Raw genomic sequence first — 26,108 nt, forward strand, 5'->3', positions numbered from 1 at the left:
CGACAGCCGGACGGCGCCGATGAAGCTCTCCGTCGTCGCCACGCTCTACAAGTCCTCCGCCTTCGTCGGCGAGTTCCACCGCCGCGCTTCCGACGCCGCACGGGCCCTCGCCGGCGACGATTACGAGATCGTCCTGGTCAACGACGGATCGCCCGACGACAGCCTCGAGCTGGCCGTCGGGATCGCCGACGTCGACGCCCATGTCGTCGTGGTCGACCTGTCCCGCAATTTCGGCCACCACAAGGCGATGCTGACCGGGCTCGAGCATGCGCGCGGCGATCGGATCTTCCTCGTCGACACGGATCTCGAGGAAGAGCCCGAATGGCTGCTTCCGTTCGCGCGGGCCATGGACGACACGCGGTGCGACATGGTCTACGGCGTGCAAGAGGTCCGCAAGGGCGGTCTGTTCGAGCGGGTGAGCGGCGATCTGTTCTACCGGGTGTTCAACCTCAGCAGCGGCATGGATCTTCCGCGCGGCATCGTGACCGCGCGTCTGATGACGCGGCGCTTCGTGGACGCGCTGCTGTTGCACCGGGAGCGCGAGGTGTTCATCGTCGGCCTGTTCCATCTCACGGGATTCGACCAGCGGCCGTTCGCGGTGAAGAAGCACGGGCGGCCGGGATCGAGCTACACCCTGCGCCGCAAGATCTCGCTCGCCGTGAACGCCGTCACGTCGTTCAGCAACGCCCCGTTGATCTGGGTGTTCAACATCGGCCTCGCCATCTCGTTCTTCGCGGCGGCGTATGTGGCCTATCTGGTGTTCAACGCGCTGTTCCTGACGCGCCCGCTGGTCGGCTGGACGTCGGTGATCGCCTCGATCTGGCTGGTCGGAGGGATGATCATCTGCTTCATCGGGATCGTCGGGATCTATCTCTCGAAGGTGTTCACCGAGGTCAAGCAGAGACCCTATACCATCGTGCGTCGCGTCTACGGACGGGGCGCCGGGACGACGAACCGAGGATCCGGAAATGGCCTACCTCTCGCGTGATCAGCTCGAACGGCTCGGATTCCGCTCGCTCGGCAAGAACGTGCTCGTCAGCGACAAGGCGAGCATCTACGATCACGACCGGATCGAGATCGGCGACAACTCCCGGATCGACGATTTCTGCGTGGTCTCCGGGCGGGTCGTGATCGGACGGAACGTCTTTATTTCGGTATTCTGTAATGTCGCAGGCGGGGAGCCCGGCGTCGTGATGGAAGATTTCACCGGCCTCGCTTACGGCTGCTATGTTTTCTCTCAGAGCGATGACTACTCCGGCAGGACGATGACGAATTCGACCGTTCCGGACGAGTACAAGTCCGAGAAGAAGGCGGCGGTGCGGATCGGGCGTCATTGCATCGTCGGCGCAAGGTCCGTCGTGCTCCCGGGCGTCACGCTGGCCGAGGGCACCGCCGTCGGCGCCATGACGATGGTGACCAAGAGCACGCAGCCGTGGAGTGTCTATTTCGGAGTTCCGGCCAAACGACTGAAGCGGCGACGGCGAGATCTGCTCGAACTGGAGCGACAGTATTTGGCCGACGAACAGCCATAGCCGATCGGTCGAAACGGAGGACAACGGGCAATTCCGATGGACCGAGCGGCAGATGTCCGCCGCGCCTCCAGTGGAGACCGGCTCCCGCTCTACGGTGTGGCTTGTGCACTTCGCTCGTCGCGCGAACGTGGCATCCACGGTCCCGCTGAATCGATGCTCACATGGTGGAGAAGGTCGGTATCACGGGGCCGGGTCGACTCGAAACAAGAGATGGTCGTCGGTCTCGAAGACCTTGGTCAGGCATGGCTGCTGCACGACGCACGCCGTGCCGTCTCTGAGTGACGGGGGCGTGGCTTTCTTTTCCGCCGCCACCCAGCGGACCCGATGACGCACGAGCGGTTCGCTCTCCACCGATCCGTTCGCCCAGCTCGACCAGAACCGGTCCACGGCGGCCCTCCGCTTCGGGAGGTCGGCGACGCTCGCAAACGACGCCTCGAAGATGCCGTGGAATGGGACCCGCAGCCGGGTCAGCGTGAGGACCGATGGGTTCCGGGTCGTCAGAATCACGTCTCCCGGGGCCGCCTTGTCGTTCTCGGCGGCGATCATGGCGAGCTCGGAGCGGGTCAGCTCGGCCACCGGCCGTCGTGTCGCGACCTTGCTGACGTACTGGACCGTCGATGCGAATCCGGCGACGGCGACGAGCGGCACGAGGGCGATCCGGACCACGCGGGCGCTGTTTCGCCAGATCGCGCAAAGGCCCACCATCGCAAGGACCGTCGCAGCGTACTTCGCCTGTCCCAGGAACCAGACCGAGTTGTTGTAGGCGCTGGGGCCGGCGGCGACCGGAACGACATAGGAGCCGAGCGTGAGGACCGGTCCGAGAACGACGAACACGGTGAGAAAGAACTCGAACGGTTGCGCGACGAAATGCACGAGGCTGCGAAGCATGGCGGGGATGCCGAACAGGCGATACCCGAAGGTCATCGCCAGATAGGCGGCGGTCCCGAACACAGTGTGCCCGGCCAGCCAGGGAAGCGCCATGGCGGTCCACGCGGTGGACACGTAGTAGGGGATCGCCGATTTGAAGATCCAGACGAAGCTGGGCGTTCCGAGATTCACGACCGCCATGTAGCCTGCCAGCGGCAGGCTCGCGCAGGCCGCGGCGATCCCGGGTATCAGGAAGGGACCGCGGCGAGCGAGCAGGAGAACAGCCGACGACAGCGCCAGGGCGCCGACCAGATGAATGTAGGTGAAGAGCTTGATCTCGATCAGCACGGCGCACAGCAGCGCGAACGGAGCGGCCCACCGCAGCTGTGACGTCGCGGCTGCACGCTGCAGGCAGAAGAAGGACATGAACATGAAGCCGTGCGCGACCACCATCGGATTATGCCACGCCAGCGAAAATGCCGTCGGTACGCGGAAGTAGGCGACGCTCCAGACCCCTGCGGATCCCTGCAGCCATCCGGGGATGAACGCCAGATCCTCGCCCAGAACCGCCAGGAGAGCGCCGACGACGGCGGCCGGGCCGGAGCCCGTCACGCGCCGGATCAGGCAGAAGGCCGCGAGCACGTTCGTCGCGATGAACAGGGTCGGACAGAACCGGACCATCAGGTCCGGCAGGGCGAGCCCGCCGAAGCGGACCAGAACCGCGGTCGCGACGTCCATCCCGACATGGTAGTTCAGGGCCGCGCCGGCCAGGAACGGCACCTGCGGCGGAACCGTGTGGGTCAGCTCCGAGGTGATCGAGGCGTGCAGGAGCAGGTCGTTCGTGACGACGAAGACGAGACGCCCGTCGCCGGTCAGCGACAAGTTCGTGTAGTAGAAGTTGATCGCCGCGAGGGGCGTGCAGGCCGCCAAGACGACCAGGGGGAGTGCGACGTGCTCCTTGCCGGGTGTTTTCGCGGAGCCCGGGGACATCGTGCGCCAGAGCGCGCGGACGCCGAGGGTCCCGATCGCGATCCAGGCCCAGAGCAGCCACCCGGCGCCACTCCACTGGAGCACCGCGTAGATCGCGCCCGTCGCCGCCATGCCGAGAACCGTCGCGAGCGTCAGGTGCTCGATCGGCGTCACGTCGAGGCGGAACAGTCCGGACAGCAGGCTACCCGGAAGCACGAACAGCACCAGGACGGCGCCGAGAAAGTGCGGAAAGGAAAGCCAGGAGGTCGCGGTCCAGACGGAGAACACGGACCAGTAGACCAGGAGAACGACGATTGTCGCAGTGGCAGCCGCAACCGCCATGATCGGAGGTCGGAACGTGGTCATGGCTCGAAACCCATCTTGGACCGACGATCGTCCACTCGAGTCGCCAGGTTCATCGAATGTCGAAGAGAGGCGCGGAAAGAACCATCGAGGCGCGGTTCACGGCCGACCTCCGGTGATGCTGCTCCGCAGGGCCGAGACCACGTCCCGGGCCGCGTCGTCGGACAGGCTGTGGAACAGCGGCAGGCGGACGAGTCGGGCGGCGAGGTCGTCGGTCACCCGCATCGGTCCGGACACGCGGCCGAGCCGGCGGCCGGCCGGCGAGCCGTGCAAGGGAACGTAGTGGAACGGCGTTCCAATTCCCTGCTTCGCCATCGCCGCGATGAAAGATCTCCTCGCGTCCGGCGTCGGAAGCAGGACGTAGTACATGTGCCCGTTGTGATCGCAGTGGGCCGGCACGACGGGGCGGCGCAGCAGCGCTCCTCGCTCGAGCTCCTCCAGGGCCTCGTGATAGAGGTGCCACACGGCCCGCCGACGTGCATTGATCGCGTCCGCGAGCTCGATCTGTCCGTACAGATAGGCGGCGACCAGCTCTCCGGGCAGGAACGACGAGCCGATGTCGACCCAGGTGTACTTGTCCACCCGGCCCTCGAAGAACTGCGTCCGGTTGGTCCCCTTCTCGCGGATGATCGCGGCCCGGTCGGCGAGTCGCGGATCGTTGACGACGAGCGCGCCGCCTTCACCCGAGATCACGTTCTTGGTCTCGTGGAAGCTGAACGCCGCGAGGCGGCCGAGCGATCCGGCCGGGCGGCCCCGGTAGCGCGACCCGAGCGCCTGGGCCGCGTCCTCGACGATCGGCAGTCGATGCGCGTCGGCGATCTGCTGCAGCGTGTCCATCTCCGCCGGCACGCCCGCATAATGGACGGCGAAGATCGCCTTCGTGCGCGCGGTCACGGCGGTCCGGACGCGCTCGGGGTCGATGTTCAGGGTCTGCGGGTCGACGTCGACGAACACCGGCGTCGCGCCGCGCAGGGCCACGGCATTGGCCGTCGACACGAACGTGAAGGAGGGCATCACGACCTCGTCGCCGGGACCGAGATCGAGCAGGATGGCCGCCATCTCCAGGGCGGCCGTGCAGGAATGGGTGAGGAAGACCGAGCCGCCTCCCACGATGTCGCGCAGACGCGTCTCGCAGGCCCGCGTGTAGAAGCCGTCGCCGGCGAGCTGCCCCCGCGTCACGGCGTCGACGATGTTGGCGAGCTCGCGCCCCACGATCGTCGGCCGGTTGAATGGAATGCGCGACGTCATATCGTTCTGGTCTCGCTGGGGGGACTGGCGACATCAGTGTCGTATCGCGGCGTAGAGGACTCGGACGACAGCTGCAAGTGGTGTATGCGACAGAAGGCGATGGCGCAGGAGTGCGTGGTCGCCGGAGAGCTGTCTCGCCGGGTCGAGCAACGGTCGGTGTCACGCCGGCCTTGCCGGACGGCGCGCGACGAGCAGAATCGACGTTCCCTGGCGCGGCCGCTTCCCGGCTGCGAGCCGGCGGGCCTCGCGGGCCAGACAGGCCTCGATGGCGGATTCGACGATCCCGTGCCGCCGATGGTCCCGCAGCGTGGCCGCCGCCGTCGAGACCCTGCGCAAGCCGAGCCGACTGGGAAGCGCCCGGAGCAGGAGGACCGGCAGCACCAGCGGGGCGAAGAAGTAGCTCGAATAGACCACGCCGAAGCCGGCGCTCGTGACGAGCGCAGCGAGACCGGACGCCGAGTAGCGGCGCACATGGCCGGCGAAATCGTCGTCGCTCGACCAGAGCCAGGTGTTGGCCGGCACGGTCAGGAACAGCATTCCGCCCGGCGCGAGCAGACGATGAAGGAGCCGCAGCAGCGCGAGATCGTCGGCCACGTGCTCGATCACGTCGAAGGCGCCGACATTCGCCACGCTCTCCTCGACGAAGGCGTCCGGCTCGACGAGCCCCTCCACCACCGGCAGGCCGCGCGATGCGGCGATCTCCGCGCCTTCGGCTCCCGGCTCGACGACCAGGATGTCGGCACCCTGTGCGCTCAGGGCCCGGGCGACGGCTCCGTTGCCGCCCCCGACGTCGAGGAAGGGGCCCGGCCTGCCGAAGCGGCGACAGGCCTCGCACAGCACCGCGTTGCGATGGCGGAACCAGAACGAGATGTCCTCGATCTCGGCGACACCGGCCCGGTCGGCCGGATAGCTGACGCCCCGGGCGGTTCCCAGACGCCACCGACGCCCGGCGACCGGGACGGCCTGCGGAAAGATGCGCCTGACGGTCGTGTCGTCCATGAAGAGCCCGCCCGCCCGAAAATGGGATCGTCCGCGATCTATGCCGCGCGGTGGACAGCGACACAATCGGGCGCGGCCTCTTTTGCACGCTCTCGGCCATCCTCCGCGGAGCGGTTCGGACGAGCGCGCCCTCCCCGGCGTCAGGGTGAACTCGGACGGCGGGTCCGGGTCGGAGTCGGATCGGCCGGACCAGTCCGGCTCGGCCGGGCCGGTCGGCCTCGGCATGGCGCGACCGGCATCGACGTCCTCTACGAGCGCTCCGGAACCGCGATCGACGCGGAACCCCGCCGCAAAAGTGCCGAGCCGCTTCTCGCCGGGTGGTGCCGCGGGTGAGAGGGTGATAGATCGGCAGAGCCCCGGGAGCACTCGCATGCAGGATCGACCACTCCTGTCAGTTCACGTGCCGAAATGCGCCGGCACGTCGTTTCGCGCCTGGCTGGAATCGGTCTTCCCCGGACCCCAGCTTCTCCTCGATTACGACGATCGGCCGATCGATCCGTCGTCTCCGATGAACACGGCGACGGCCGCGTTCCTGGCGGCGTGCCACGCGCGCCCGCTGGCCGCGAGCGTCCGCGCCGTCCACGGGCACTTCTGGATCAGGAAGTACGACCACGTTCTGGCGGCGCGGCGCATCACGGTCCTGCGGCATCCGCTGGCGCGAACGCTGTCCCATTACTACTTCTGGCTCGAGACCCCGCCGCACGGCCACGCGCTCCACGATCGCGTCCTCGGCGAGCGGATGACGCTTCTCGATTTCGCCGCCCTCCCGCAGATGAGGTGGTTCTATCGCGACCACTTCTTCCGCGACGTCGACATGGCGACGTTCGACTTCATCGGCGACGTCGACCGCCTCGCGGAGGACATCGAGCGGCTGGAGCGGCTGCTCGGGGTGAAAGGGCATCGCGTCCGCGTGAACGAGAATCCGCGGGCCGGATACGGGGCGGAGATCGAGCGCGTTCTCCGGGACGCTCGGGTCAGGTCCGCTCTGGAGACGCTGCTCGCCGACGACATCGCGTTCTTCGAGGCGCAGATGATCCGGCGGGCCGGGCAGCTCGACGGGGCCGCGACCTCCGAGAGCGCGGCCGGGCGATCCTCGCCGTGAGGCGAGCCCGACTGCGCCGGTCGGCGTCTCACGCCGGTGCGATGCGCACCTGCACGTCGCGCGGCTTCGCCGTGTAGGGCGCCGAGGTGACCAGCACGCGGGCGCCGGCGGCAGCATACGCGGCGGCGTTGTCGGGACCGATGCCGCCGGCCGCCGCCACGATGGTCGCCGGCGCCGCCTCCTTGAGGGCGGCGACCAGGGCGGCGATCGCCTCGGGCGAGAACTTTTCCGCCTGGATCACGTCGGCACCGGCCCGGGCCCAGGCGATCCCCTCGTCGACCGCGTCGACTTCCACCACGACCGTCTTCTCCGGCACGCTCCGGCGCAGCCGGGCGACGATCTCGGCGGGCGCGAGGTCGGCCAGGAAGCGCCGGTGCTGGTCGAACACCAGGATGGTCTCCGACAGGCCGAGCCGGTGCGGCACCGCACCGCCCGCCAGGATCGCCTTGATCGACAGCGCCTTGGCGCCCGGCACCGCCTTGCGGGTGCAGGCGACCGCGACGTCGGGCGCCACCGCGCGGGCCGCCGCGACGATCGCCCGCGTCCGCGTGGCGATGCCGGAGGCGATCTCCACGAGCGTCTGGGCCACCTTCCAGCCGCGATGCAGCGCTCCGGCCGGGCCGTGCGCCGCGAGGATCGGCCCGCCGGGCCCGACCTCCGTGCCCGATGGCGCGAACAGCTCGACCTGCGCGCCGGCGCGCCCCAGCAGCCGGGCGGCCTCCTCCGAGAGCGCCACCACGAGCGGGTCGCGCGCCGTGAAGGTCATGCGGGCCGGCCGCTCCGCGATGCCGAGCGCGTGGGTGGTCAGGTCGCCGAGCGGGACGTCGTCGGCGAGCAGGGCATCGAGGGCGTGGTCGGGCAGGGCGGGCAGCATCGGGGACCTCTCGGGCGCCGTGGCGGGTCACCGCGCGGCTTGCTGTCCTATATATGAAATGATACAGGAATCCAGCCTCGTCCGGGGGCCGGACCGGCGGCGAGGCGATGTCGTCATCAACCCCCCAGGGGATCAGCCATGAAGATTTCGGCCCGCAACGTGATCGAAGGCAAGGTCGTCGAAGTGCACAAGGGCGCCACCACGGCGCATGTCCGGCTCGACATCGGCGGCAGCGTGATCACCGCCTCGATCACCAACGAGGCGGTCGACGAGCTCGGCCTCGCGGTCGGCGGCAAGGCCTTTGCCGTGATCAAGGCGTCGGACGTGATGGTCGGCGTCTGAACGCCCGTCTCCTCCGCGTCCATCCCCCGCCGCCGGCCTCGGCCGGCACCGCCGGCGCGCCAGCCGCGCCGGTCTCCGCCCGTTTCCCGCGTCGCGCGCCGAGGGCGCCGACCCGTGCCCAAAGCTATATCGTAATTGATATAGCTCAACGCTGCCGCCGACTTTCGAGGCCCGTCATGATCCCGACCCGTCGCCGCGTGCTCGCCTCCGGTCTCGCCGGAGCGGCGCTTTCCGCCCTGCCGCGCCCCGCCCGCTCCCGTCCCGTCGAGGGGCTGGAGATTCTCGGCGCCCCCAATGCCGCGACCATCGTGCTGGTGCGGCTCCTGGAGACCGGCGGGCTCGCCGCCGCGGCGCCGAACGCCGGCTTCCGCCTGTGGCGCGACACCGACGACCTGCGCGCCGGCCTCGTGTCCGGCCGCTCGCGGCTGATCACCACGCCGAGCCACGTGCCGGCGAATCTCGCCAACCGCGGCATGCCGATGCGGCTCCTCGCGATCATCAGCATGGGGCATCTGTCGCTCGTCTCCGGCGACGAGACGATCCGGTCGTTCCAGGACCTGCGCGGCAAGGCGCTGATCGGCTTCTTCCGCAACGACATGCCGGATCTCGTCTTCCGCACCATCGCCAGGCGCGAGGGGCTCGACCCCGACAAGGACATGACCATCACGTACACGCGCAACCCGTCCGAGGCGGCCCAGATGATGGGGGCCGGCCAGGCGGCGACCGCGATCCTGCACGAGCCCTCGGCGACCGCCGCGATCGCCATGGCCAGGCAGCAGGGCCGCACCTTGCGCCGGGTGGTCAGCCTGCAGGAGATGTGGGGCCGGCATTACGGCAAGCCGCGCATCCCGATGGCGGGCGTCGCCCTTCACCAGAGCCTGATCGACGAGTCGCCCGAGCTGCTGGCGGCGCTGCGCCAGGGCCTCGCCCCGGCCAGGGACTGGGTGCTGGCGAACCGCCAGGAGGCGGCCGCGCTGGCCGAGCAGAAGATGGGCATCAAGCCGGGCATCTTCGTCGCCTCGCTCGATCACTTCCACATCGACGTGCAGTCGGCCCGCGCCATGAAGGCCGAGCTGGAGACCTTCTACGGCGCGATCCTGGATCTGCAGCCCGCGGCGCTCGGCGGCCGGCTGCCGGCGGACGCGTTCTATCTCGACCTGTGATGCCGCACCGTCTGGCCCGTGCCGCGCTCGGTCTCGCCGGCCTCGCCGTGGTGGCGGCCGGCTGGCAGGCCGGCTGGCGCATGCTCGGCCCGTTCGTGCTGCCGCAGCCCGCCGAGACGGTGGAGACGCTCGCCCGGCTGGTCGTCGACGGCGAGGCGGGGCCGGCCCTGCGGGTGACCATCGTCAACGCGCTCGGCGGCTGGGCGGCCGGCGCCGCGCTCGGCACCGGGCTCGGCATCGCGGCCGGGCTCGCCTGGCCGCTCGGCGCGGCGCTGCGGCCGGTGATGACCGTGACGCTCGGCACGCCGCCGATCGCCTTCGTGGTGCTGGCGCTCCTGTGGTTCGGCCCGCAGGGCGGCGCGCCCGCCTTCACGGTGCTGGTGACGACGGCGCCGATCGTCTTCGCCGGCGCCGCCCAGGGCGTCGCGGCGCGCGACCCGCAGCTCTCCGAGATGGCGCGGGTGTGCGGGGCGCCGCCGCTGCTGCGGCTGCGCGCCCTCCTCCTGCCGCAGCTCCTCGATCACCTGCTGCCGGCGCTCGCCACCGCGCTCGCCTTCGCCTGGAAGGTCGCGGTGATGGCCGAGGTGCTGGCCGGCGGCAGCGGCATCGGCGGCAGGATCGCCGAGGCGCGCGCCCATCTGGATCTCGCCGAGACGATGGCGTGGATCCTGCTGATCGTCGGCCTGCTGCTGGTCTGCGACGGTCTGCTGCTGGCGCCGATGCGGCGCGTGCTGCGCGGCCGCCGGCCGCATGTCGCGGCGGGGTGAGCCGTGCTGCGCTTCGACGAGGTCACGCTGCGCTGGGGCGACGGCCCGGTGCTCGAACGGTTCGACCTCGCGGTCGCGCCCGGCGAGGTCGCGGTGCTGCTCGGGCCGTCGGGCTGCGGCAAGACGAGCCTGCTGCGGCTCGCCAGCGGCCTCGTGCGGCCGAGCGGCGGCCGCGTCGTCAACGGCTTCCGGCGCACCGCCGTGGTGTTCCAGGAGCCGCGGCTGCTGCCGTGGTGGTCGGCGCGCGACAACGTCGCCTTCGCGCTGCTGGCGCAAGGAGTGTCGCGCGACGCAGCGCGCGAAAAGGCGGGCGGGCTGCTCGGCCGCTTCGGCTTCTCGGCGGCCGATTGCGCCAAGCGGCCCGACGCGCTGTCGGGCGGCATGCAGAGCCGCGTCGCCGTCGCCCGCGCGCTCGCCGCGACGCCCGACCTGGTGCTGATGGACGAGCCCTTCGCGGCCCTCGACGTCGGGCTGCGCCGCGACCTGCAGGACCTGGTGCGCGGCGCGGTGAGCGACACCGGGCTCGCCGCGCTGTTCGTCACGCACGACGTCACCGAGGCGGTTCGGCTCGCCGACCGCCTGCTGGTGCTCTCGGCGCGGCCGGCCCGCATCGTCCACGACGAGCGGGTGGCGCCGGTCGCGGAGCCGTCGGCGATTCACCGCGCCGCCGCCGCGCTTCTCGACCGCCCCGCCGTGCGGGCGGCGCTGCTGGGGCCCGGCGGGGTGGTCCAGAGCAGCTTCCGGCGGTGACGACCCGGGCCCCGACTTGTGCTCGTCCCCGCGAAGGCGGGGACCCAGGGGCCGCACGACGTGTCGCTCTGGATTCCCGCTTTCGCGGGAATGAGCGGAGTGTGGATCGGCTTCAGTGGAAACCGCTCTACCGCTCCGTCGCCCGTTGCCGCCGGGCCACGAACCACGCCGTGACGGCGACCGGCACGCCGAGCGTCAGCCAGGACACGATATCGAGGAGGCCGTCGCCGACCAGGGCGGCGAGCAGGCCGGCGCTGCTGAGCACGGCGAGCGCGATCGGCCACGCCCAGATGCGGGCCGCGCTGTCGCGCCGTACGGCGGGCCTGCGGGACGTGGTCACGCTCATTCGGCCGGCTGCGTCGACGGGGCGGAGGGGATCGCGTCGGGCGCCGCGACGCGGCGGACGCCGACCCGCGAGCGGCGGCGCGCGATCCACAGATAGAGGCCGCTCCCGAGCACCACGATGGTGATCACGTCGAGCACGGCCCAGATGATCTTCAGCGGCATGCCGCCGTAGTCGCCGAAATGCAGCGGCTGCGAGACCAGGAGCGCGGTGAGGTACCAGGGCAGCTCGCGCGTCGCCGTGACGGTCGCGGTCTCGCCGTCGACCAGCACGGGCGTCATCAGCCGTGCGGTGAGCGGCGTCTCGCCCCGCATGAACACCACGAAATGGTGCTGGTCGGTGTAGTAGGGCGCCTTGGGGAAGGCCATGAAGAAGGTCGTCTTGCCGGGCGTGACGGCGCGCGCCGCATCGACCGCCGCCTGCACCGAGCCGTGCTGCGCCAGCGGCGGCTTGTCGGCGTAAGGCCGCACCATCTCGGCCAGCTCGGTCTTCTGCCAGTAGCCGATCATCAGCTCGGCCCAGGTGTTGATCGTGCCGGTGAGGCCGACGACGAGCGCCCAGACGATGGTGACGGCCCCGAGCAGGTTGTGCAGGTCGAGCCAGCGGGCCCGCGAGGACGACGCCCGCACCGTGCCGAAGTCGAGCCGCCGCATGAACGGCGCGTAGAGCACGACGCCGGACACGATCGCGACGGCGAACAGGATCCCCATCGCGCCGAGGAACAGCTTGCCGGGCAGCCCGGCGAACATGTCGACATGGAGCTGCAGCATCACGTGCATGAAGCCGCCGGGCTCCGGCTGGCCCAGCACCTCGGCGGTGCGGCCGTCGAGCGTGACGAGGCGGTTGTCGGTGACGGGCGACGTGTAGGTCGGCGACACCACGACATGCACCAGCTCCGCCTCGTCGCGGTCCCACACGACGTAGTGCGGCACGTAGCCCGGAAACCGCGCCGTGCCGACCGCGACGATGCGGTCGAGATCGGCCATCGGCGTGCCGGCCGGCAGCGCCGCGGGCTCCGCCGTCTCGCCGGTCAGGTGCTCGATCTCGTGGTGGAAGATCAGCGGCAGCCCGGTGAGGCACAGCATCAGCAGGAACAGCGTCGAGATCAGGCTGGTCCAGGTGTGCACCTTCGACCACGCCTTGATGGCGCGCGGCGTCATCGGGCGGCCTCGCGCGGTGTCGCGGCCTCGCGCTGTATCGCGACGGAGACGGGACGCGGACGGGCCGGATCGCGGGGGTCGATGTCGGTCATGCTCCGCCCGTAGCACACGCGCACGGCGCAGAACAATCGCGCCGGCCCGCACGCACCCCAGTTCAAAACGATTCCAAGGCTGGACTTGTTACAGTTCGGGCTTGTGGTTCTGGTGCATCGGTTCCTTTGCGAGACCGTCACTGAGCACGGTTTCCGTTGTCGCTCATAACGAACCGAACTAACGCTCGCCATCCGATCTCGTGAAGACAGTGGGGGCGTCATGGTTGTGGGAGACGATCGGTCCGGTCTCGTTCGCCTGCTGGCGACGAGCTCGATGCTGGCCCTGACGTGGGCCGGCGCCGCGCAGGCGCAGTCGAGCGGCGCGGTGTCGCTGGATACCATCGAGGTGACGGGCAATCGCAGCACGGCCGCTCCCACGACCGGCGACCGCACCCTCGGCCGCACCGCCGGCGAGCGCGCCGCGGCACCGGTGGTGACCGACGGCTACGTGCCGGTCGCGACCACGGTCGGCACCAAGACGCAGACCCCGGTGCTGGAGACGCCGCAGTCGATTTCGGTCGTCACGCGGGAGCAGATGGACGACCGCGGCGTGAAATCGCTCAACGAGGCGATCGCCTACACGCCCGGCGTCACCAATACCATGTGGGGCTACGACCCGCGCTACAACGCCTTCATGATTCGCGGCTTCGACGCGACCTACACGGGCGTGTTCCGCGACGGGCTGCGCGAGCTGAACGGCAATCTGGCGATCTTCCGGGTCGAGCCCTACGGGCTCGACAGCATCGCCATCCTGCGCGGGCCGTCGTCGGCGCTGTACAGCCAGAGCGCGCCGGGCGGCATGGTCGAGCTGATCAGCAGGCGGCCGCAGGCGACGGCCAGGCGCGAGATCGAGGTGCAGCTCGGCACCCAGGAGCGCTATCAGGGCGCCTTCGACATCACCGGGCCGGCCAACGACGACAAGACGCTGCTGTACCGCCTCACCGGCGTCGCCCGCGACAGCAAGACGCCGATGTCGTTCGTGCCCGACGACATCCTCTATCTGGCGCCGGCCGTCACCTGGGCCCCGAACGCCGACACCAGCCTCACGGTGCTCTCCGAGATCTCGCGCAGCGTCTACGGCGGCACCTCGGCCTACTGGAACCAGAACGGCCAGGTCGACACCCGGCTGCCGCTCGGCGATCCGAACTACAACGACTCGGTGCAGGAGCAGAGCCGCATCGGCTGGGCGTTCGAGCACCGCGTCGACGACATCCTGACGGTGCGCCAGAATTTTCGTTATGCGCGCATCGCCGTCGACTACCGCTACGCCGGTCTCGGGGTCGTCGACTGGACGGCCGGCAGCGCGAGCCGGTTCCACGAGCACTACCTGGCCCATCTCGACACGGTCGTGGTGGACAACCAGGCCCAGGTGAAGGTGGCGACCGGGGCGATCAGCCACACCATCCTGGCCGGCGTCGACTACGCCTATGGCGACTACCGGCAGAAGTGGGGCTCCAACTTCACGTCGTCGCCGCCGCTGAACCTCGACACGCTCGACTACGGCTCGCAATACTTCGCCGATCCGGCCATCACGTCGGCGGCCGGGCTGAAGCAGCACCAGACCGGTGTCTATCTGCAGGACCAGGCGCGTCTCGGCGAGCTCCTGCTGACGCTCGGCGGCCGCCACGACTGGCTGACCCGCGACTACTACAATCTCGGCGTCGGCGGAGAGCGCGAGGATTCGGCCTGGTCGGGTCGTGTCGGCCTCACCTGGCTCACGTCGCTCGGCATCGCGCCCTATGTCAGCTACTCCACCTCGTTCTCGCCGATGCTGACGGTGGCGAACAACGGTGGCGATCTGTTCGCGCCGACAACGGCGCAGGGCGGCGAGGTCGGCGTCAAGTACAAGCCGGAGGGCATCAACGCCCTGTTCACGGTGGCGCTGTTCGACATCGACCAGCAGAACGTCGTCGTCTACGACCCGGCGACCCTCGACTCCCGCCAGTTCGGCGCCGTGCATTCGCGCGGCCTGGAGGTCGAGGCGACGACCTCGCTGAAGAACGGCTTCAGCGGCAGCCTCGCCTATACGTATCTGGATCTCGAGGTCACCGAGGGCCTGGCCACCGAGGTCGGCCGCATGCCGTCCGGCGTGCCCAACCATCAGGTCGCCGTGTGGGCGAACTACAAGGTTCCGGAGGAGCACGCCCTGCGCGGCCTCGGCATGGGCATGGGGGTGCGCTGGATCGGGCCGAGCTGGGGCGACGACTCCAACACCTTCAGGAACGACTCGGCCTATGTGATCGACGGCATGCTCGGCTACGACGTCGGCGGCGTCGTCGCGTCGATGAAGGGCGTCGAGCTGAAGGTCAACGCGACGAATCTGCTCGGCGAGCAGTACACCACCTGCAAGGGCGGCTACTGCTACCTCTCGGAGGACCGCCGGGTGATCGGCAGCGTGAAGTACCGGTGGTGAGGGGGCGCCTCGGACAGGGCTCTGATCAGGTGGCGGTCATTCCGGGGCGCCGCACTCGGATCGGCGCTTCGCGCCGCCCGAGCACAGGCTCCGCGGCGAACCCGGAATCCAGCCGAGGATTCGGAGACTGTCGCTGGATTCCGGGTTCGCACCTGCGGTGCGCCCCGGAATGACGGGGGAGCTGGGCACCCGGAAACAGATCACACCGCCGCGATCGCCTCGACCTCCAGCAGGAAGTTCGGGTTGGCGAGGCCGCGGAGCACGCACAGGGTGGAGGCCGGCGGGCTGTCGCCGAACCAGTCGCGCAGGATGGCGCGGGCCTTCGGCACGTCGTGCGGATTGCAGACGTAGATCGTCACCTTGGTGACGTCCGCGAAGGTCGCGCCGCCGGCCGCGAGCGCCTTCCCGAGGTTCGTCATCACCATCTCGGTCTGGGCGGCGAAGTCGTCCGGCGGCAGCACCGTGCCGGACGGGTCGGCCGCCACCTGGCCGGCGCAGAAGACCAGCCGGGTCGCGCCCTCGACGCTCACGCTGTGCGAGTAGTTCGAGAACGGCGCGTGGATGTCGGGCGGGCAGGTGCGGGTGATCCGGGTCATCGGGGCCTCCTGGGGGTGAAGGGAGCCGTGGGGGCCGGGCCGGGCGCGGGGGTGATTCGGGACCCGGTCCGGCTGCGGCGGTGCCGCTCCGGTGGGCAAGGGGGCTTTCGGACTAGGTAACTGCCCTGAATTGTGCCACGGCTGAAAACGGATTTCGAATACGCCCCGCAACCGAGTGTGGGGCCATGACTCCGTCCGACGACAGTCCAGCGCGCCGGCCGCATTGCGTCGTCTGCGGCGCCAGGATGCATTACGCCCGCAGCCTGCCGCGCCTGGGGGCGAATCCGGCGCTCGTCTCCTACGAATGCAAGCGCTGCGGCCATGTGATCACCCGTTCCGAGGACGAGCCGCAGCAGCGCGAGTGAGCCGCCATCGGCGACCGCCCACCCTGACGGGTGGCCCGGAGCGCGGACCTGCGGTCCGCGTCCCCGAATTGACGGGGCCCGGGCCGTGTGGCCCGGGTCCCTCGCCTCAGAACGAGATGTTGGCTGCCTTGATGATCGGGCCCCACTTGGCGATCTCGGCCTGCTGGTAGGCGGCGAGGTCCTGGGGGGTGCCGCCGGCGGCGATGACGCCGAGGCGGTCGAACATCTGCCTGGCCTGGTCGGTCTGCAGGAAGCTGTTGGTGGCGGCGTTGAGCTTGGCGATGACGGCCGGCGGCGTGCCGGCCGGCGCCAGCAGGGCGTACCACACCGCGGCCTCGAAGCCGGGGAGGCCCGACTCGGCGGCGGTCGGCACGTTCGGCAGGCCGCTCCAGCGCTGCGGGCTGGCGATCGCCAGCGCCTTGAGCTTGCCCTCCCGGATGTTCGGCACATAGGCCGCCATCGAGTCCATGCCGACGTCGATATGGCCGCCGAGCAGGTCGGTCATGATCGGCACGCTGCCGCGGTACTGCGCCTGGCCGAGCTTGATGTCGCCCTTCGCCATCAGCAGCAGCCCGGTGATGTGGCCGAGCGTGCCGTTGCCGGGGAAGCCGGCGGTCAGCTTGCCGGGCTCCGCCTTGGCGAGCGCGATCAGCTCGGCGAGCGTGCCCGCCTTCAGGTCCGGCCGGGCCGTCACCACCACGGGCACCCGGCCGATCAGCACGACCGGCGCGAAGTCCTTCTGCGGGTCGTAGGTGATGTCCTTGTACATGAGCTTGTTGGTCGCGGCCTGCCCGGTGGTGGCGAGCAGGATCGTGTAGCCGTCGGCCGGCGCCTTGGCGACGCTCGCGGCCCCGATATTGCCGCCGGCGCCGCTGCGGTTGTCGATCACCACGGTCTGCCCGAGGCTGCGGCCGAGATGCTCGACCAGCGCCCGGCCGATCACGTCCGAGGTGGTGCCGGCCGCGAAGGGCACCACCATGGTGATGGGGCGCGACGGCCAGTCCTGGGCCGATGCCGGCGCGGGACCGGCGGCCAGGGCGGCGCCGAGGGCGAGGGCCGCGACGGCGGCGAGCGGACGAAAGCGCATGAGTCCTCCTTCCGGCGGCCGCTGCGGCCGCCGCGCGTTTCGGGGAGCGGGCCCTTCTGCGGGGCCCTTCGGGGCCGGCCCGGACGGAGCCGGCGCCGGCCCGGGACTGGAGCCGGGGCCGGCGCGGGGATTGGAGCCGAAGCGCCCGCCGCTGTCGAGCCGGGATGCGGCCCGGCCGCTCCGGCCCGCCGGGCCGGCGCGCCAAACGCCCGTGCGGCAGGGCTTCGCGGCCGGCCGGGGCGGTCACTCCTGGCGTTCTCGAACTCAGAACTGCGTTTTGCATTACGGAACGGGCGGCGGGCTCCGCGCGGGTCCCGTGCCGCCGGCGTCGCGCGCCGGCCTGCGACCCCGCGACGCCGGCGGCGGGCCGCCATCGCCGCGACCGGTGCTTGTGCTTCGCGTCGACCTGATCCATAGGACAAACAGGTGCCGAAGGGCGCGTGGCCGCACCGCCGGCATCCCACCGCTGCGGCCGGGTCCGTTCTCCCCCCGACCGGCTCCGCTTCGGACGTTCGACGACTTCCGTGCCGCCCGGCCGGTGCCGCCGGGCATTCCTCGAAGCAGGCCCGCGCCCGCCGGCCCGGGGCCGTCGTTGCAGGAGAGCGCAGTCCGATGCCGCGGATTTCTGGGTCGCAACCGGGTGACGGCGTTCAGGCCGTGGTGTTCGCACTGCAGATTCTGGAATACCTGGCGCAGCGCCGCTCGACCGTCGGAGTGACGGATCTGGCGCGCGTGTTCGGCACCACCAAGAGCCGGATCTACCGCCATCTGCAGACCCTGATGGCGGCCGGCTACGTGATCCAGGAGACCGAGACCGAGCGCTACCGCACCGGCGGCCGGCTGATCGCGCTCGGCCGGGTGGTCAGCGAGAACTTCGAGCTGATGAGCGCCGCCCGCACCGTGATGGAGGAGCTGCGCGACCGGCTCGGTCACGCCGTCACGCTCTCCGAGGTCGAGCTCGCCGGGCTGCGGGTGCTGTCCACGGTGGCCGGTACGCAGCCGTTCGAGATCGGCGTCAAGCCGGGCTCGCTGCTGCCGGCGCACGCCACCGCGCAGGGCAAGCTGCTGCTGGCCTTCGGCCCCGATGCGCCGCGTGAGAAGCTGCTGCGCAAGACGCTGCCGGCCAACACGCCGCAGACCGTCACCAATCCGAACGTGCTGCGCGAGGAGCTCAAGCAGATCAGGAAGCAGGGCTGGGCGACGGCGCCGAGCCAGGCAGTGGTCGGGCTGAACGCGATCGCCGCGCCGATCTTCGACGCTACCGGCGCACTCGTCGGCACCGTGGCGATCATCGACCTGATCCAGTTCGTCCCGGCCCGCCCGACGCCGGAGCAGATCCGCCGCATCCTCGAGGCCGGCAAGCGCATCTCCGCCAATATCGGCTGGCGCGGCGCCAGCTGAGCGCGCTCCGGCTCCGGGCCGATCGACGCAGGCGTTCCCGACTGCGCCGCTCTCTTCCCATCTCCCGCGAGGGGAGAGGGAAGAAACGGCCGTGCCCGACCAGCAGCCGGAAGCCGCCGCAAATCACTCCCCGCCCAAGAACTCCCGCAGCAGCGGCAGGGCGAGGTCGGGGCGTTCCAGCACCGAGGCGTGGCGGGTGCCGGGGATGACGGCGGAGCGGGCGTGCGGGATGGTGGCGGCGAGCCAGTGGGCGGCCTCGACGAAGGCCGCCCGGTCGTCGCTGCCGCAGACCACCAGGGTCGGCGCCGCGATGCGGCCGGCCTCGGCGAGCAGGTCGGCGTTCGCCAGCGCCTCGCAGGCGAGCGCGTAGCCCTCGGCCGGGCAGCGGGCGAGGGTGTCGCGGAGATAGCCGACGCCGGCGATGCCGGCCGCGATCGCCGCGTCGGAGAACCAGATCGGCAGCAGGGTCTCGGTGAGCGCGGCGACGCCGTGGGCGCGGGCCGCGGCGGCCCGCTCGGTCCAGCCGGCCCGCATCTCGACCGTGTAGCGCGGGATGGTGTCGATCAGCACCAGCCGGTCGACCAGGGTCGGGAAATGCGCGGCGAAATGCTGGGCGATCAGGCCGCCGAGCGAGATGCCGGCGACATGGGCGCGGCCGATGTGCTGGGCCCGGAACAGGTCGGCGAGCTGCTGCGACAGGTCCTCGATCGTGTAGGGGCCGTCCGGCACCGCGGTGTCGCCGTGCCCCGGCAGGTCGTAGGCGACCAGGCGGAACCGGTCGCCGAGCGGTGCGGCGAAGTCCCAGAAGCCGTGGTCGCCGCCGAGCCCGTGCAGCAGCACGAGCGGCGGGCCGTATCCGGAGACGTGGAGGGCGATCGGGCCGGTCGGCAGGTCCGTCATCAAAAAAATCCGTCGGCGAAATCGTCGGGTGGAACGACACGGCGGGGCGGCGCAACCTCTCCGGCGCGGCGGCGAACCGGATCGGGCTCGCCTCCACGCGAGAAATCTGCTTCCTTGCTACCACAGTCCTCCGACGTCCGTCACCGCGTGCCCGCCATGTCGCAGTCTCCCCTCGCCGGCGTCCGTGTCCTCGAGCTCGCCCGGATTCTCGCCGGCCCGTGGGCCGGCCAATTGCTCGCCGATCTCGGCGCCGAGGTGATCAAGGTCGAGCGGCCCGAGGGCGGCGACGACACCCGCACCTGGGGGCCGCCCTTCGTGCCGGAGCGCGACGGCCGCGAAGGCGCCGCCGCCTACTATCATTCGACCAACCGCGGCAAGCGCTCGGTCGCCGCTGACTTCGAGACGCCGGAGGGACGCGCGCTGGTGCTCGACCTGGTGCGCGAGGCCGACGTGCTGATCGAGAACTTCAAGGTCGGCGGGCTGAAGCGCCACGGGCTCGACTGGGACAGCCTGAAGGCCGTCAATCCGCGGCTGATCTACTGCTCGATCACCGGCTTCGGGCAGACCGGGCCGTACGCGTCGCGGGCCGGCTACGACTATCTGATCCAGGCGATGGGCGGCATCATGCATCTCACCGGCGCGCCCGACGGCGAGCCGATGAAGATCGGCGTCGCCTTCGCCGACATCTTCACCGGCCTCTACGCGACGGTCGCCATCCAGGCGGCGCTGATCGAGCGCGAGCGCTCCGGCCTCGGCCAGCACGTCGACATGGCGCTGCTCGATTCGATGGTCGGCGTGCTCGCCAACCAGGCGCTCAACTTCCTGGTCTCGGGCCGCTCGCCGAACCGGATGGGCAATGCCCACCCGAACATCGTCCCCTACCAGGTGTTCCCGGCGGCGGACGGGCATCTCGTCATCGCGGTCGGCAATGACGGGCAGTACCGGCGGCTGTGCGAGGTGCTGCAGGCGCCCGGGCTCGCCGCCGATCCGCGCTGGGCCTCCAATGCCGGCCGGGTCGCCGGGCGGGCCGAGCTGTCCGCCGCCATCGCCGCGATCACGGCGACGCGCCGGCGCGACGACCTCCTCGCCGCCCTGGAGGCGGTGGGCGTGCCGGCCGGGCCGATCCACGACGTCGCCGAGGTGTTTTCGGATCCCCAGGTGGTGGCGCGCGGCCTGCGGCTCGACCTGCCGGCGCCCGACACGGCCGCCGGCCGCGTGCCCGGCGTTCGCACGCCGATCCTCATGTCGCGCACGCCGCTCGCCTATGCGGCGGCGTCGCCGGCGCTCGGCGCCGACACCGACGAGATCGCGGCGCGGCGCACCGCCGGCCGCCCGCTGTTCCGCAGCACGCCGGAAACGCCCTGACCTGTCGACAGTGCGTGGGTCCGCATGGCGGCCGCGCGCACAGAATCCGGGAAAAGCGCGAAAGTGCAATCGACAGGCTCGCCCCGATCGTGGCAAGAACCGGCAGTCGTGCGCCAGTGGTGCGGCGATTCGCCGGCCGCCGTCCGACTCCGAGCACTTTCGGTCGCTGGTCCCCGACGACCTGACAAGTTTTATCAAAATGCGTAATACTCGCCGCTCCTTCCTGTATCACGACGTCGCCACGGCGCTGCGGACCCGGATCGCCCGCGGCACCTATCCGCCCGGCGAGCGGCTCCCCAGCCTCAGCGAGCTGATGGAGGAGTTCGAGGTCAGCGCCATCACGGTGCGGCGCGCCCTCACCGAGCTCACCTACGAGGGGCTGATCCGCGGCCACCAGGGCCTCGGCGTCTTCGTCAAGGAGAAGCCGCGCATCCATCGCGTGCTCGCCGGCGACCCCGACCGCTCGATCGGCGACGAGATCGCCCGCGCCGGCTTCGCGCCGCGGCTGGAGGAGATCGGCTTCACCGAGGTGGACGCCGACGACGAGATCGCGGCGCGCCTGCGGGTGCCGCGCGGCTCGCGCGTGTTCCTGCACCAGAAGCTCACCTTCGCCAACGACGAGCCGGTGGCCCTGCATTCGTGGTGGTTCCGGCCGCGGCTCGCCAAGCAGCTGCGCAGCGCGCTGTCCGAGACCTTCATCTTCCCGCTGCTCAAGCAGCGCAAGATCGACGTCGAGAACCTGCGCTGCGAGTTCTCCTCGACGGCGCTGCCCGAGGAGCACGCCTCGCGCTTCGGCCTGCCGGCCGGCTCGCCGATGATGAAGGTCGACTACACGATGACCACCAAGGGCGGCGCCCCCACCATCATCGGCCAGACCCTCGCCCGCGCCGACCGCTTCACCTTCGAGGTGAGCCTGCCTCAGCGCCGCGGGCGGCGGTAGCGCCGGCGGCTTGCTCCGGTCATTCCGGGACGGCGCGCAGCGCCGGACCCGGACTCCAGCCGCGACCACCCGGGCTCGAAGCTGGATTCCGGGTTCGCGCCGTCGGCGCGCCCCGGAATGACGCGCGTCCCGGCCTTGACGTCCGCCCCGTCCGCCTGCGAGCCTCCCGGCCAACCAGAACAGACGGGAGCGAACGCCGATGGCCCTCATCCTCCACGACGCGCCGCAATCGACCTGCAGCCAGCGGGTGCGGTTCGTGCTGAACGCCAAGGGGCTCGCCTTCGAGGAACGGCGGCTCGACCTGTTCGCCGGCGACCAGCTGAAGCCGGAGTATCTGGCGCTCAACCCGAACGGCGTGGTGCCGACCCTGGTGCACGACGGCGCCGTGGTGATCGATTCCTCGGTGATCATGGAATACCTGGAGGAGGTCTTCCCGCAGGCGCCGCGCCTCGTGCCGGAGGACCCGGTGGCGCGCGCGACGATGCGGTCGCTGATGCGCTTCGCCGACGAGGTGCCGGCGCCGGCCATCCGGGTGCCGAGCTACAACCTCGCCTTCCTGCCGCACTTCCAGGCGATGAGCGAGGAGGCGTTCCGGGCGATGGCGGAGTCGAAGCCGCTGCGCCGCGAGTTCCTGCTGTCGATGGGCCGCACCGGCTTCCCCGAGGCCGAGATGACGCTCGCGCTGAAGAAGCTCGGGCAGACGGTGGTGCGGATGGCCGACGCCATCGAAAGGAGCGGCGGGCCGTTCCTGCAGGGCCCGGCGCCGACGCTCGCGGACATTTCGGTGATGCCGGTGATCGTCCGCATGGACGACATCCGGCTCGCGCATCTGTGGGCGGACCGCCCGGCGGTCGGCGCCTGGCTCGCCGCGATCCGGGCGCAGCCGGCCTTCCGCCCCACCTATTATCCGGGCTCGCTGCTCACCGAGAAGTATCCCCACCTGCGCGAGCAGCTCGCCGCGGCGTGCTGAGAGGCGGCCCTGTCTCGCGTCGTTTTGAACCCTCTCCCGCGAGGGGAGAGGGAAGGACGAGTGACGCCGGCGCCGCGACCCGACTCTCGCGCGCAGGAGCTGTCCCTCACGTCCGCACGTCGCGCCGCCAGGCGGCCGGCGTGGTGCCGACGTGGCGGCGGAACACGCGGGTGAGGTGGGCCTGGTCGGCGAAGCCCGCCGACACGGCGATCTCGGTCAGCGGCAGGGCGGAGCCGGCCAGCATCTCCTGCACCTTCCGGATGCGCGCCTGCATGTGCCACTGGTAGGGCGGCACGCCGGTCGCCGCCTTGAAGGCGTGGCTGAAATAGGACTGCGACAGGCCGATCAGATCGGCCAGCTCCTGCAGCCGCAGCGCGCGCAGGCAGTTCTCCTCGATGTAGGCAGTGGCGCGGCCGAGCTGGCGCGGCGACAGCGCCGAGCGGCGGCGCAGCGCCGGCGACGGGCCGAGCCGCATCAGGTCGACGAACAGCGCCGTGACCAGGCTGTCGCCGTAGACGTCGTGGCGGGCGTCCGGCCCGCAGCAGTCCTCGGCGATCAGCCGGGCCAGCGCGAACAGGCGCTCGTCGGTGAACTGCAGCCGCGGCGTGGCCAGCGCGGTGCGGTCGGGCGCCTCGCCGATCCGCTCGGCGAGCGTCGCCACGTCGAAATGGATGTCGAGGTGGCGGATGCGCATCGAGGCGTCGACCCGCGACCAGATCGGCACCCCGGCCGGGATGTAGCTCATCGCATGCGCCGTCAGGGGCGCCGGCAGGTCGGTGCCGCGGGCGGAGAGCCGCAGCGCCGAGTCGCCGCCCTCGCGATCGAGCACCACGAACAGCCGCGGATGCTGCGACACGTACTCGCCGCGCGCCCCGGCCGCGCAGGCGGCGTGCCAGACATCGGCCACGGCGCCGGACCAGCGGCGCCAGCGCAGGGCGTCGAGGACCGAGATGCCCTCGATGCGGCTGGTCATGTTGGGGCGGAAGCTCATCGGGGGTGTCTCGAGTCTCGCGTCGAACGATGATCCAGGGTTAGGTGTCCAGGGACAGGTGTCCAGGGTGTGTTTTTTGGAAGAGTTCTGCTTTGTTTCGTGCGGAACACACGTCGTTTGAAGTTTACCGGAGGAGCCAGGACCGTTCAACGAGGAACAGGGATAGACAATCCGTCCGGTATTGCTGTTGGTATGACAAGCCTCGACGAGGGGTGGGGCCGCTGGAATTGAATTAGAACAATTCACAAGTCCGCCGGCCCCGGGACGACGAATCGGCGGGGTGCCATGTCCACGAGCGTAACCAAGACTGTCCTCACGCGTCTCGCCGGCGGCGTCGCGCTGGCCTGCCTGCTGCCGGTGGCGCTCGCCGCCCAGACGGCGAGCGAGCTGGCGCCGATCTCGGTCGAGGCGGAGCGTCCCGGCCAGTCGCCGACCGGCCCGGACAAGGGCTTCGTGGCCGAGCGTACTCTCACCGGCTCCAAGACCGACACGCCGATCCGCGAGATCCCGCAGTCGATCTCGGTGGTCACCCGCGATCAGCTCGACCAGCGCGCCGTCACCAATGTCGGCGAGGCGCTGACCTACTCGGCCGGCGTGGTCGCCGAGCCGTTCGGCTTCGACCCGCGCTTCGACGCTCCGATCATCCGCGGCTTCTCGGCGGCGCAGAGCCAGTACCTGAACGGCCTGAAGCTGATGCGCGGCACCAACGACACCACCTCGATCGACCCGTGGGGGCTCGAGCGCATCGAGGTGCTGCGCGGCCCCTCCTCGGTGCTGTACGGGCAGGGCAATCCGGGCGGCATGATCAACCTGGTCAGCAAGCGGCCGACCTGGACCAGCTTCGGCACCGCGATGGTCGAGGGCGCCACCTTCGACCGCTACACCGGCGCCTTCGACTTCGGCGGCCCGGTGCCCGGGACCTCGGAGTTCGCCTACCGGCTCACCGGCCTCGCCCGCGACGGCAACACCCAGGCGACCGACGCCAAGGACAACCGCTACTTCATCGCGCCGGCCGTCACCTGGAAGCCGAACGCCGACACCACGCTCACGGTGCTGGCCAACGTGCAGCACGACGACGGGAGCTCGCCGGTCGGCCTGCCCGCCCAATACACCCTCTACTCCAACCTCTCCGGCGTGCGGCTGCCCCGCAGCACCAATCTCGGCGACCCTAACTTCGACCACTCGCGCAACACCATCGCCAGCATCGGCTACGAGTTCGAGCACCGCTTCGTCGACAATCTGATCTTCCGCCAGAACGCCCGCTACCTGTACCAGACCTGGGACTATCAGAACCTGTACTTCGCCAGCCTGAGCGGTGACACGGCCAATCGCGGCGCCTCCTACAACGACGAGACCTACGGCACCTTCACGATCGACAACCACCTGCAGGCGAAGTTCGACACCGGCCCGCTGTCGCACACGGTCCTGCTCGGCCTCGACGTGCGCCATCACACGCTCGACACCCTGTCGGAGTTCGGGACCGCGCCGTCCACCAACGTGTTCGCGCCCGCCTACGGCGTCGCCATCCCGAAGAACGTCTGGTACGCCTCCAAGGTCGACGGCACGCTGATGCAGACCGGGCTCTACGCCCAGGACCAGGTGAAGCTCGACAGGTGGCTGCTCACCCTCGGCGTCCGTCACGACTGGGCGTCTGCCGAGTCGACGACCAACTACCCGCTCGCCGGCACCAGCGCGGTCCAGGACCAGAGCGACCGCGCCTTCACGGGCCGGGTCGGCCTCTCCTATCTGTTCGACAACGGCCTCGCCCCCTATGTGAGCTGGGCGACCTCGTTCCAGCCGGTGATCGGCAGCGACTATCTCGGCGACACCTACAAGCCGTCCGAGGGCGAGCAATACGAGGCCGGCGTGAAGTACCAGCCGACCTGGTTCAAGGGCTTCTTCACCGCGGCCGTCTACGACCTCGAGCAGACCAACGTGCTGACCACCCAGCTCGTCGGCGGCGTCAGCCAGACCGTTCAGACCGGCGTGGTGCACTCGAAGGGCGTCGAGCTCTCGGCGCTCGCCAACCTGACCGAAGGGCTCGACCTGATCGCTAACTACACCTACACGGAGGCGGAGATCGAGGTCGGCGAATACGCCGGCAACCGGCCCGCCAACGTGCCGAAGAACGCCGCCAATCTCTGGCTGTTCCAGACCATCAGGACCGGGCCGCTGGCCGGCTTCGGCTTCGGCGGCGGCATCCGCTACGTCGGCGCCCGCTGGGACCTCGACTCCAACGCCAACTACCTGCCGTCCAACATCCTGTTCGACGCCGCCGCGTCCTACACGACCGGCCCGTACAAGCTCTCGCTCAACATCGCCAACATCGCCGACGAGGCGTACGTCTCCGGCTGCGGCTATTTCGGCTGCTACTGGGGCAACGGCCGCACCATCACGGGCCGGGTGGCGTACACTTGGTGAGGCCGCTGCTGGTCATTCCGGGGCGCACCGCAAGTGCGAACCCGGACTCCAGCCGGGCGCGCCGAACCTGCCGCTGGAGTCCGGGTTC

General features: G+C 70.4%; 24 protein-coding genes. 14 read left to right on the forward strand and 10 right to left on the reverse strand.

The features are described 5' to 3' along the window. Positions 1-19: 19 nt before the first annotated feature. Both J2S22_RS25045 and J2S22_RS25050 read left to right on the forward strand, forming a co-directional pair. Positions 20-988 carry a glycosyltransferase family 2 protein gene (locus J2S22_RS25045; protein WP_272778256.1) on the forward strand — a complete coding sequence of 323 codons (969 nt, stop codon included), beginning with the start codon at positions 20-22 and terminating at the stop codon, positions 986-988. Then, positions 969-1,532, forward strand: coding sequence for an acyltransferase (locus J2S22_RS25050; RefSeq protein ID WP_272778255.1), 564 nt, complete (start codon positions 969-971; stop codon positions 1,530-1,532). The genes J2S22_RS25045 and J2S22_RS25050 overlap by 20 nt, the downstream gene beginning before the upstream one ends. Before the next feature lie 180 nt (positions 1,533-1,712). Here J2S22_RS25050 and J2S22_RS25055 read toward each other — a convergent pair whose 3' ends face one another. The 3 genes from J2S22_RS25055 to J2S22_RS25065 all read right to left on the reverse strand — a co-directional run bounded on the left by J2S22_RS25055 (position 1,713) and on the right by J2S22_RS25065 (position 5,978). After that, on the reverse strand, positions 1,713-3,734 hold the full coding sequence (locus tag J2S22_RS25055; protein WP_272778254.1) for a hypothetical protein: 2,022 nt from the start codon (positions 3,732-3,734) through the stop codon (positions 1,713-1,715). 96 nt (positions 3,735-3,830) lie between these two features. Next, the gene (gene rffA, locus J2S22_RS25060; protein ID WP_272778253.1) at positions 3,831-4,979 is read right to left on the reverse strand and encodes a dTDP-4-amino-4,6-dideoxygalactose transaminase; all 1,149 of its coding nucleotides are present in this window, start codon (positions 4,977-4,979) and stop codon (positions 3,831-3,833) included. A 159-nt stretch (positions 4,980-5,138) separates the two neighbouring features. Beyond that, positions 5,139-5,978, reverse strand: coding sequence for a class I SAM-dependent methyltransferase (locus J2S22_RS25065; protein ID WP_272778252.1), 840 nt, complete (start codon positions 5,976-5,978; stop codon positions 5,139-5,141). A gap of 370 nt (positions 5,979-6,348) precedes the next feature. Between J2S22_RS25065 and J2S22_RS25070 the strand changes: the two genes are divergently transcribed. Further along, on the forward strand, positions 6,349-7,080 hold the full coding sequence (locus J2S22_RS25070) for a sulfotransferase family protein (RefSeq protein ID WP_272778251.1): 732 nt from the start codon (positions 6,349-6,351) through the stop codon (positions 7,078-7,080). A gap of 28 nt (positions 7,081-7,108) precedes the next feature. On the opposite strand, the gene modD is transcribed toward J2S22_RS25070, so the two are convergent. Next, positions 7,109-7,954, reverse strand: coding sequence for a ModD protein (modD, locus tag J2S22_RS25075; RefSeq protein WP_272778250.1), 846 nt, complete (start codon positions 7,952-7,954; stop codon positions 7,109-7,111). Positions 7,955-8,092: 138 nt separating this feature from the next. Here modD and J2S22_RS25080 point away from each other — a divergent pair, with 138 nt between their 5' ends. From J2S22_RS25080 to J2S22_RS25095, 4 genes are all read left to right on the forward strand, one after another. Then, complete coding sequence (locus J2S22_RS25080) at positions 8,093-8,296, forward strand: TOBE domain-containing protein (protein WP_272778249.1); 204 nt, start codon at positions 8,093-8,095, stop codon at positions 8,294-8,296. 176 nt (positions 8,297-8,472) lie between these two features. Continuing rightward, on the forward strand, positions 8,473-9,459 hold the full coding sequence (locus J2S22_RS25085) for an ABC transporter substrate-binding protein (protein WP_272778248.1): 987 nt from the start codon (positions 8,473-8,475) through the stop codon (positions 9,457-9,459). Next, positions 9,459-10,226, forward strand: a complete 768-nt coding sequence (locus J2S22_RS25090) for an ABC transporter permease (protein ID WP_272778247.1) — start codon at positions 9,459-9,461, stop codon at positions 10,224-10,226. The genes J2S22_RS25085 and J2S22_RS25090 overlap by 1 nt, the downstream gene beginning before the upstream one ends. A gap of 3 nt (positions 10,227-10,229) precedes the next feature. Further along, positions 10,230-10,976 (forward strand): ABC transporter ATP-binding protein, encoded by a 747-nt coding sequence (locus J2S22_RS25095; RefSeq protein WP_272778246.1) that lies wholly within the window; start codon positions 10,230-10,232, stop codon positions 10,974-10,976. 127 nt (positions 10,977-11,103) lie between these two features. On the opposite strand, the gene J2S22_RS25100 is transcribed toward J2S22_RS25095, so the two are convergent. Together J2S22_RS25100 and J2S22_RS25105 are read right to left on the reverse strand one after the other, a co-directional pair. Continuing rightward, positions 11,104-11,322: a hypothetical protein gene (locus J2S22_RS25100; RefSeq protein ID WP_272778245.1), complete on the reverse strand. Its 219-nt coding sequence runs from the start codon at positions 11,320-11,322 to the stop codon at positions 11,104-11,106. Then, the gene (locus J2S22_RS25105; RefSeq protein WP_272778244.1) at positions 11,319-12,479 is read right to left on the reverse strand and encodes a PepSY-associated TM helix domain-containing protein; all 1,161 of its coding nucleotides are present in this window, start codon (positions 12,477-12,479) and stop codon (positions 11,319-11,321) included. The genes J2S22_RS25100 and J2S22_RS25105 overlap by 4 nt, the downstream gene beginning before the upstream one ends. Positions 12,480-12,845: 366 nt before the next feature. Between J2S22_RS25105 and J2S22_RS25110 the strand changes: the two genes are divergently transcribed. Then, positions 12,846-14,984, forward strand: a complete 2,139-nt coding sequence (locus tag J2S22_RS25110) for a TonB-dependent siderophore receptor (protein WP_272778243.1) — start codon at positions 12,846-12,848, stop codon at positions 14,982-14,984. Between the two features lie 200 nt (positions 14,985-15,184). On the opposite strand, the gene J2S22_RS25115 is transcribed toward J2S22_RS25110, so the two are convergent. Continuing rightward, positions 15,185-15,580: a RidA family protein gene (locus J2S22_RS25115; RefSeq protein WP_272778242.1), complete on the reverse strand. Its 396-nt coding sequence runs from the start codon at positions 15,578-15,580 to the stop codon at positions 15,185-15,187. A 185-nt stretch (positions 15,581-15,765) separates the two neighbouring features. On the opposite strand from J2S22_RS25115, the gene J2S22_RS25120 reads away from it, so the two are divergent. Then, on the forward strand, positions 15,766-15,945 hold the full coding sequence (locus J2S22_RS25120) for a hypothetical protein (RefSeq protein WP_272778241.1): 180 nt from the start codon (positions 15,766-15,768) through the stop codon (positions 15,943-15,945). 106 nt (positions 15,946-16,051) lie between these two features. Here J2S22_RS25120 and J2S22_RS25125 read toward each other — a convergent pair whose 3' ends face one another. Continuing rightward, complete coding sequence (locus J2S22_RS25125) at positions 16,052-17,032, reverse strand: Bug family tripartite tricarboxylate transporter substrate binding protein (protein ID WP_272778240.1); 981 nt, start codon at positions 17,030-17,032, stop codon at positions 16,052-16,054. 612 nt (positions 17,033-17,644) lie between these two features. On the opposite strand from J2S22_RS25125, the gene J2S22_RS25130 reads away from it, so the two are divergent. Continuing rightward, positions 17,645-18,433, forward strand: a complete 789-nt coding sequence (locus J2S22_RS25130) for an IclR family transcriptional regulator (RefSeq protein ID WP_272778239.1) — start codon at positions 17,645-17,647, stop codon at positions 18,431-18,433. A 123-nt stretch (positions 18,434-18,556) separates the two neighbouring features. Here the strand turns inward: J2S22_RS25130 and J2S22_RS25135 are convergent, their stop codons facing one another. Then, positions 18,557-19,333 carry an alpha/beta fold hydrolase gene (locus tag J2S22_RS25135; protein WP_272778238.1) on the reverse strand — a complete coding sequence of 259 codons (777 nt, stop codon included), beginning with the start codon at positions 19,331-19,333 and terminating at the stop codon, positions 18,557-18,559. 156 nt (positions 19,334-19,489) lie between these two features. Between J2S22_RS25135 and J2S22_RS25140 the strand changes: the two genes are divergently transcribed. From J2S22_RS25140 to J2S22_RS25150, 3 genes are all read left to right on the forward strand, one after another. After that, positions 19,490-20,698 (forward strand): CaiB/BaiF CoA transferase family protein, encoded by a 1,209-nt coding sequence (locus tag J2S22_RS25140; protein WP_272778237.1) that lies wholly within the window; start codon positions 19,490-19,492, stop codon positions 20,696-20,698. A gap of 199 nt (positions 20,699-20,897) precedes the next feature. Continuing rightward, complete coding sequence (locus J2S22_RS25145) at positions 20,898-21,638, forward strand: GntR family transcriptional regulator (protein WP_272778236.1); 741 nt, start codon at positions 20,898-20,900, stop codon at positions 21,636-21,638. A gap of 199 nt (positions 21,639-21,837) precedes the next feature. Further along, a complete protein-coding gene (locus J2S22_RS25150) occupies positions 21,838-22,608 on the forward strand; it encodes a glutathione S-transferase family protein (RefSeq protein WP_272778235.1) in 771 nt (256 codons plus the stop codon). Between the two features lie 106 nt (positions 22,609-22,714). Here J2S22_RS25150 and J2S22_RS25155 read toward each other — a convergent pair whose 3' ends face one another. Then, positions 22,715-23,599, reverse strand: coding sequence for a helix-turn-helix domain-containing protein (locus tag J2S22_RS25155; protein WP_272778234.1), 885 nt, complete (start codon positions 23,597-23,599; stop codon positions 22,715-22,717). 285 nt (positions 23,600-23,884) lie between these two features. Here J2S22_RS25155 and J2S22_RS25160 point away from each other — a divergent pair, with 285 nt between their 5' ends. Next, a complete protein-coding gene (locus J2S22_RS25160) occupies positions 23,885-26,020 on the forward strand; it encodes a TonB-dependent siderophore receptor (protein WP_272778233.1) in 2,136 nt (711 codons plus the stop codon). Positions 26,021-26,108: the final 88 nt, after the last annotated feature.

It is taken from the genome of Rhodoplanes tepidamans, assembly GCF_030813915.1.
Lineage (GTDB): Bacteria > Pseudomonadota > Alphaproteobacteria > Rhizobiales > Xanthobacteraceae > Rhodoplanes > Rhodoplanes tepidamans.

Coding starts and splice junctions, on each gene's coding strand:
- J2S22_RS25045 (WP_272778256.1), top strand. CDS start 20: ATGAAGCTCTCCGTCGTCGCCACGCTCTACAAGTCCTCCGCCTTCGTC.
- J2S22_RS25050 (WP_272778255.1), top strand. CDS start 969: ATGGCCTACCTCTCGCGTGATCAGCTCGAACGGCTCGGATTCCGCTCG.
- J2S22_RS25055 (WP_272778254.1), bottom strand. CDS start 3,734: ATGACCACGTTCCGACCTCCGATCATGGCGGTTGCGGCTGCCACTGCG.
- rffA (WP_272778253.1), bottom strand. CDS start 4,979: ATGACGTCGCGCATTCCATTCAACCGGCCGACGATCGTGGGGCGCGAG.
- J2S22_RS25065 (WP_272778252.1), bottom strand. CDS start 5,978: ATGGACGACACGACCGTCAGGCGCATCTTTCCGCAGGCCGTCCCGGTC.
- J2S22_RS25070 (WP_272778251.1), top strand. CDS start 6,349: ATGCAGGATCGACCACTCCTGTCAGTTCACGTGCCGAAATGCGCCGGC.
- modD (WP_272778250.1), bottom strand. CDS start 7,954: ATGCTGCCCGCCCTGCCCGACCACGCCCTCGATGCCCTGCTCGCCGAC.
- J2S22_RS25080 (WP_272778249.1), top strand. CDS start 8,093: ATGAAGATTTCGGCCCGCAACGTGATCGAAGGCAAGGTCGTCGAAGTG.
- J2S22_RS25085 (WP_272778248.1), top strand. CDS start 8,473: ATGATCCCGACCCGTCGCCGCGTGCTCGCCTCCGGTCTCGCCGGAGCG.
- J2S22_RS25090 (WP_272778247.1), top strand. CDS start 9,459: ATGCCGCACCGTCTGGCCCGTGCCGCGCTCGGTCTCGCCGGCCTCGCC.
- J2S22_RS25100 (WP_272778245.1), bottom strand. CDS start 11,322: ATGAGCGTGACCACGTCCCGCAGGCCCGCCGTACGGCGCGACAGCGCG.
- J2S22_RS25105 (WP_272778244.1), bottom strand. CDS start 12,479: ATGACGCCGCGCGCCATCAAGGCGTGGTCGAAGGTGCACACCTGGACC.
- J2S22_RS25110 (WP_272778243.1), top strand. CDS start 12,846: ATGCTGGCCCTGACGTGGGCCGGCGCCGCGCAGGCGCAGTCGAGCGGC.
- J2S22_RS25115 (WP_272778242.1), bottom strand. CDS start 15,580: ATGACCCGGATCACCCGCACCTGCCCGCCCGACATCCACGCGCCGTTC.
- J2S22_RS25120 (WP_272778241.1), top strand. CDS start 15,766: ATGACTCCGTCCGACGACAGTCCAGCGCGCCGGCCGCATTGCGTCGTC.
- J2S22_RS25125 (WP_272778240.1), bottom strand. CDS start 17,032: ATGCGCTTTCGTCCGCTCGCCGCCGTCGCGGCCCTCGCCCTCGGCGCC.
- J2S22_RS25130 (WP_272778239.1), top strand. CDS start 17,645: ATGCCGCGGATTTCTGGGTCGCAACCGGGTGACGGCGTTCAGGCCGTG.
- J2S22_RS25135 (WP_272778238.1), bottom strand. CDS start 19,333: ATGACGGACCTGCCGACCGGCCCGATCGCCCTCCACGTCTCCGGATAC.
- J2S22_RS25140 (WP_272778237.1), top strand. CDS start 19,490: ATGTCGCAGTCTCCCCTCGCCGGCGTCCGTGTCCTCGAGCTCGCCCGG.
- J2S22_RS25145 (WP_272778236.1), top strand. CDS start 20,898: ATGCGTAATACTCGCCGCTCCTTCCTGTATCACGACGTCGCCACGGCG.
- J2S22_RS25150 (WP_272778235.1), top strand. CDS start 21,838: ATGGCCCTCATCCTCCACGACGCGCCGCAATCGACCTGCAGCCAGCGG.
- J2S22_RS25155 (WP_272778234.1), bottom strand. CDS start 23,599: ATGAGCTTCCGCCCCAACATGACCAGCCGCATCGAGGGCATCTCGGTC.
- J2S22_RS25160 (WP_272778233.1), top strand. CDS start 23,885: ATGTCCACGAGCGTAACCAAGACTGTCCTCACGCGTCTCGCCGGCGGC.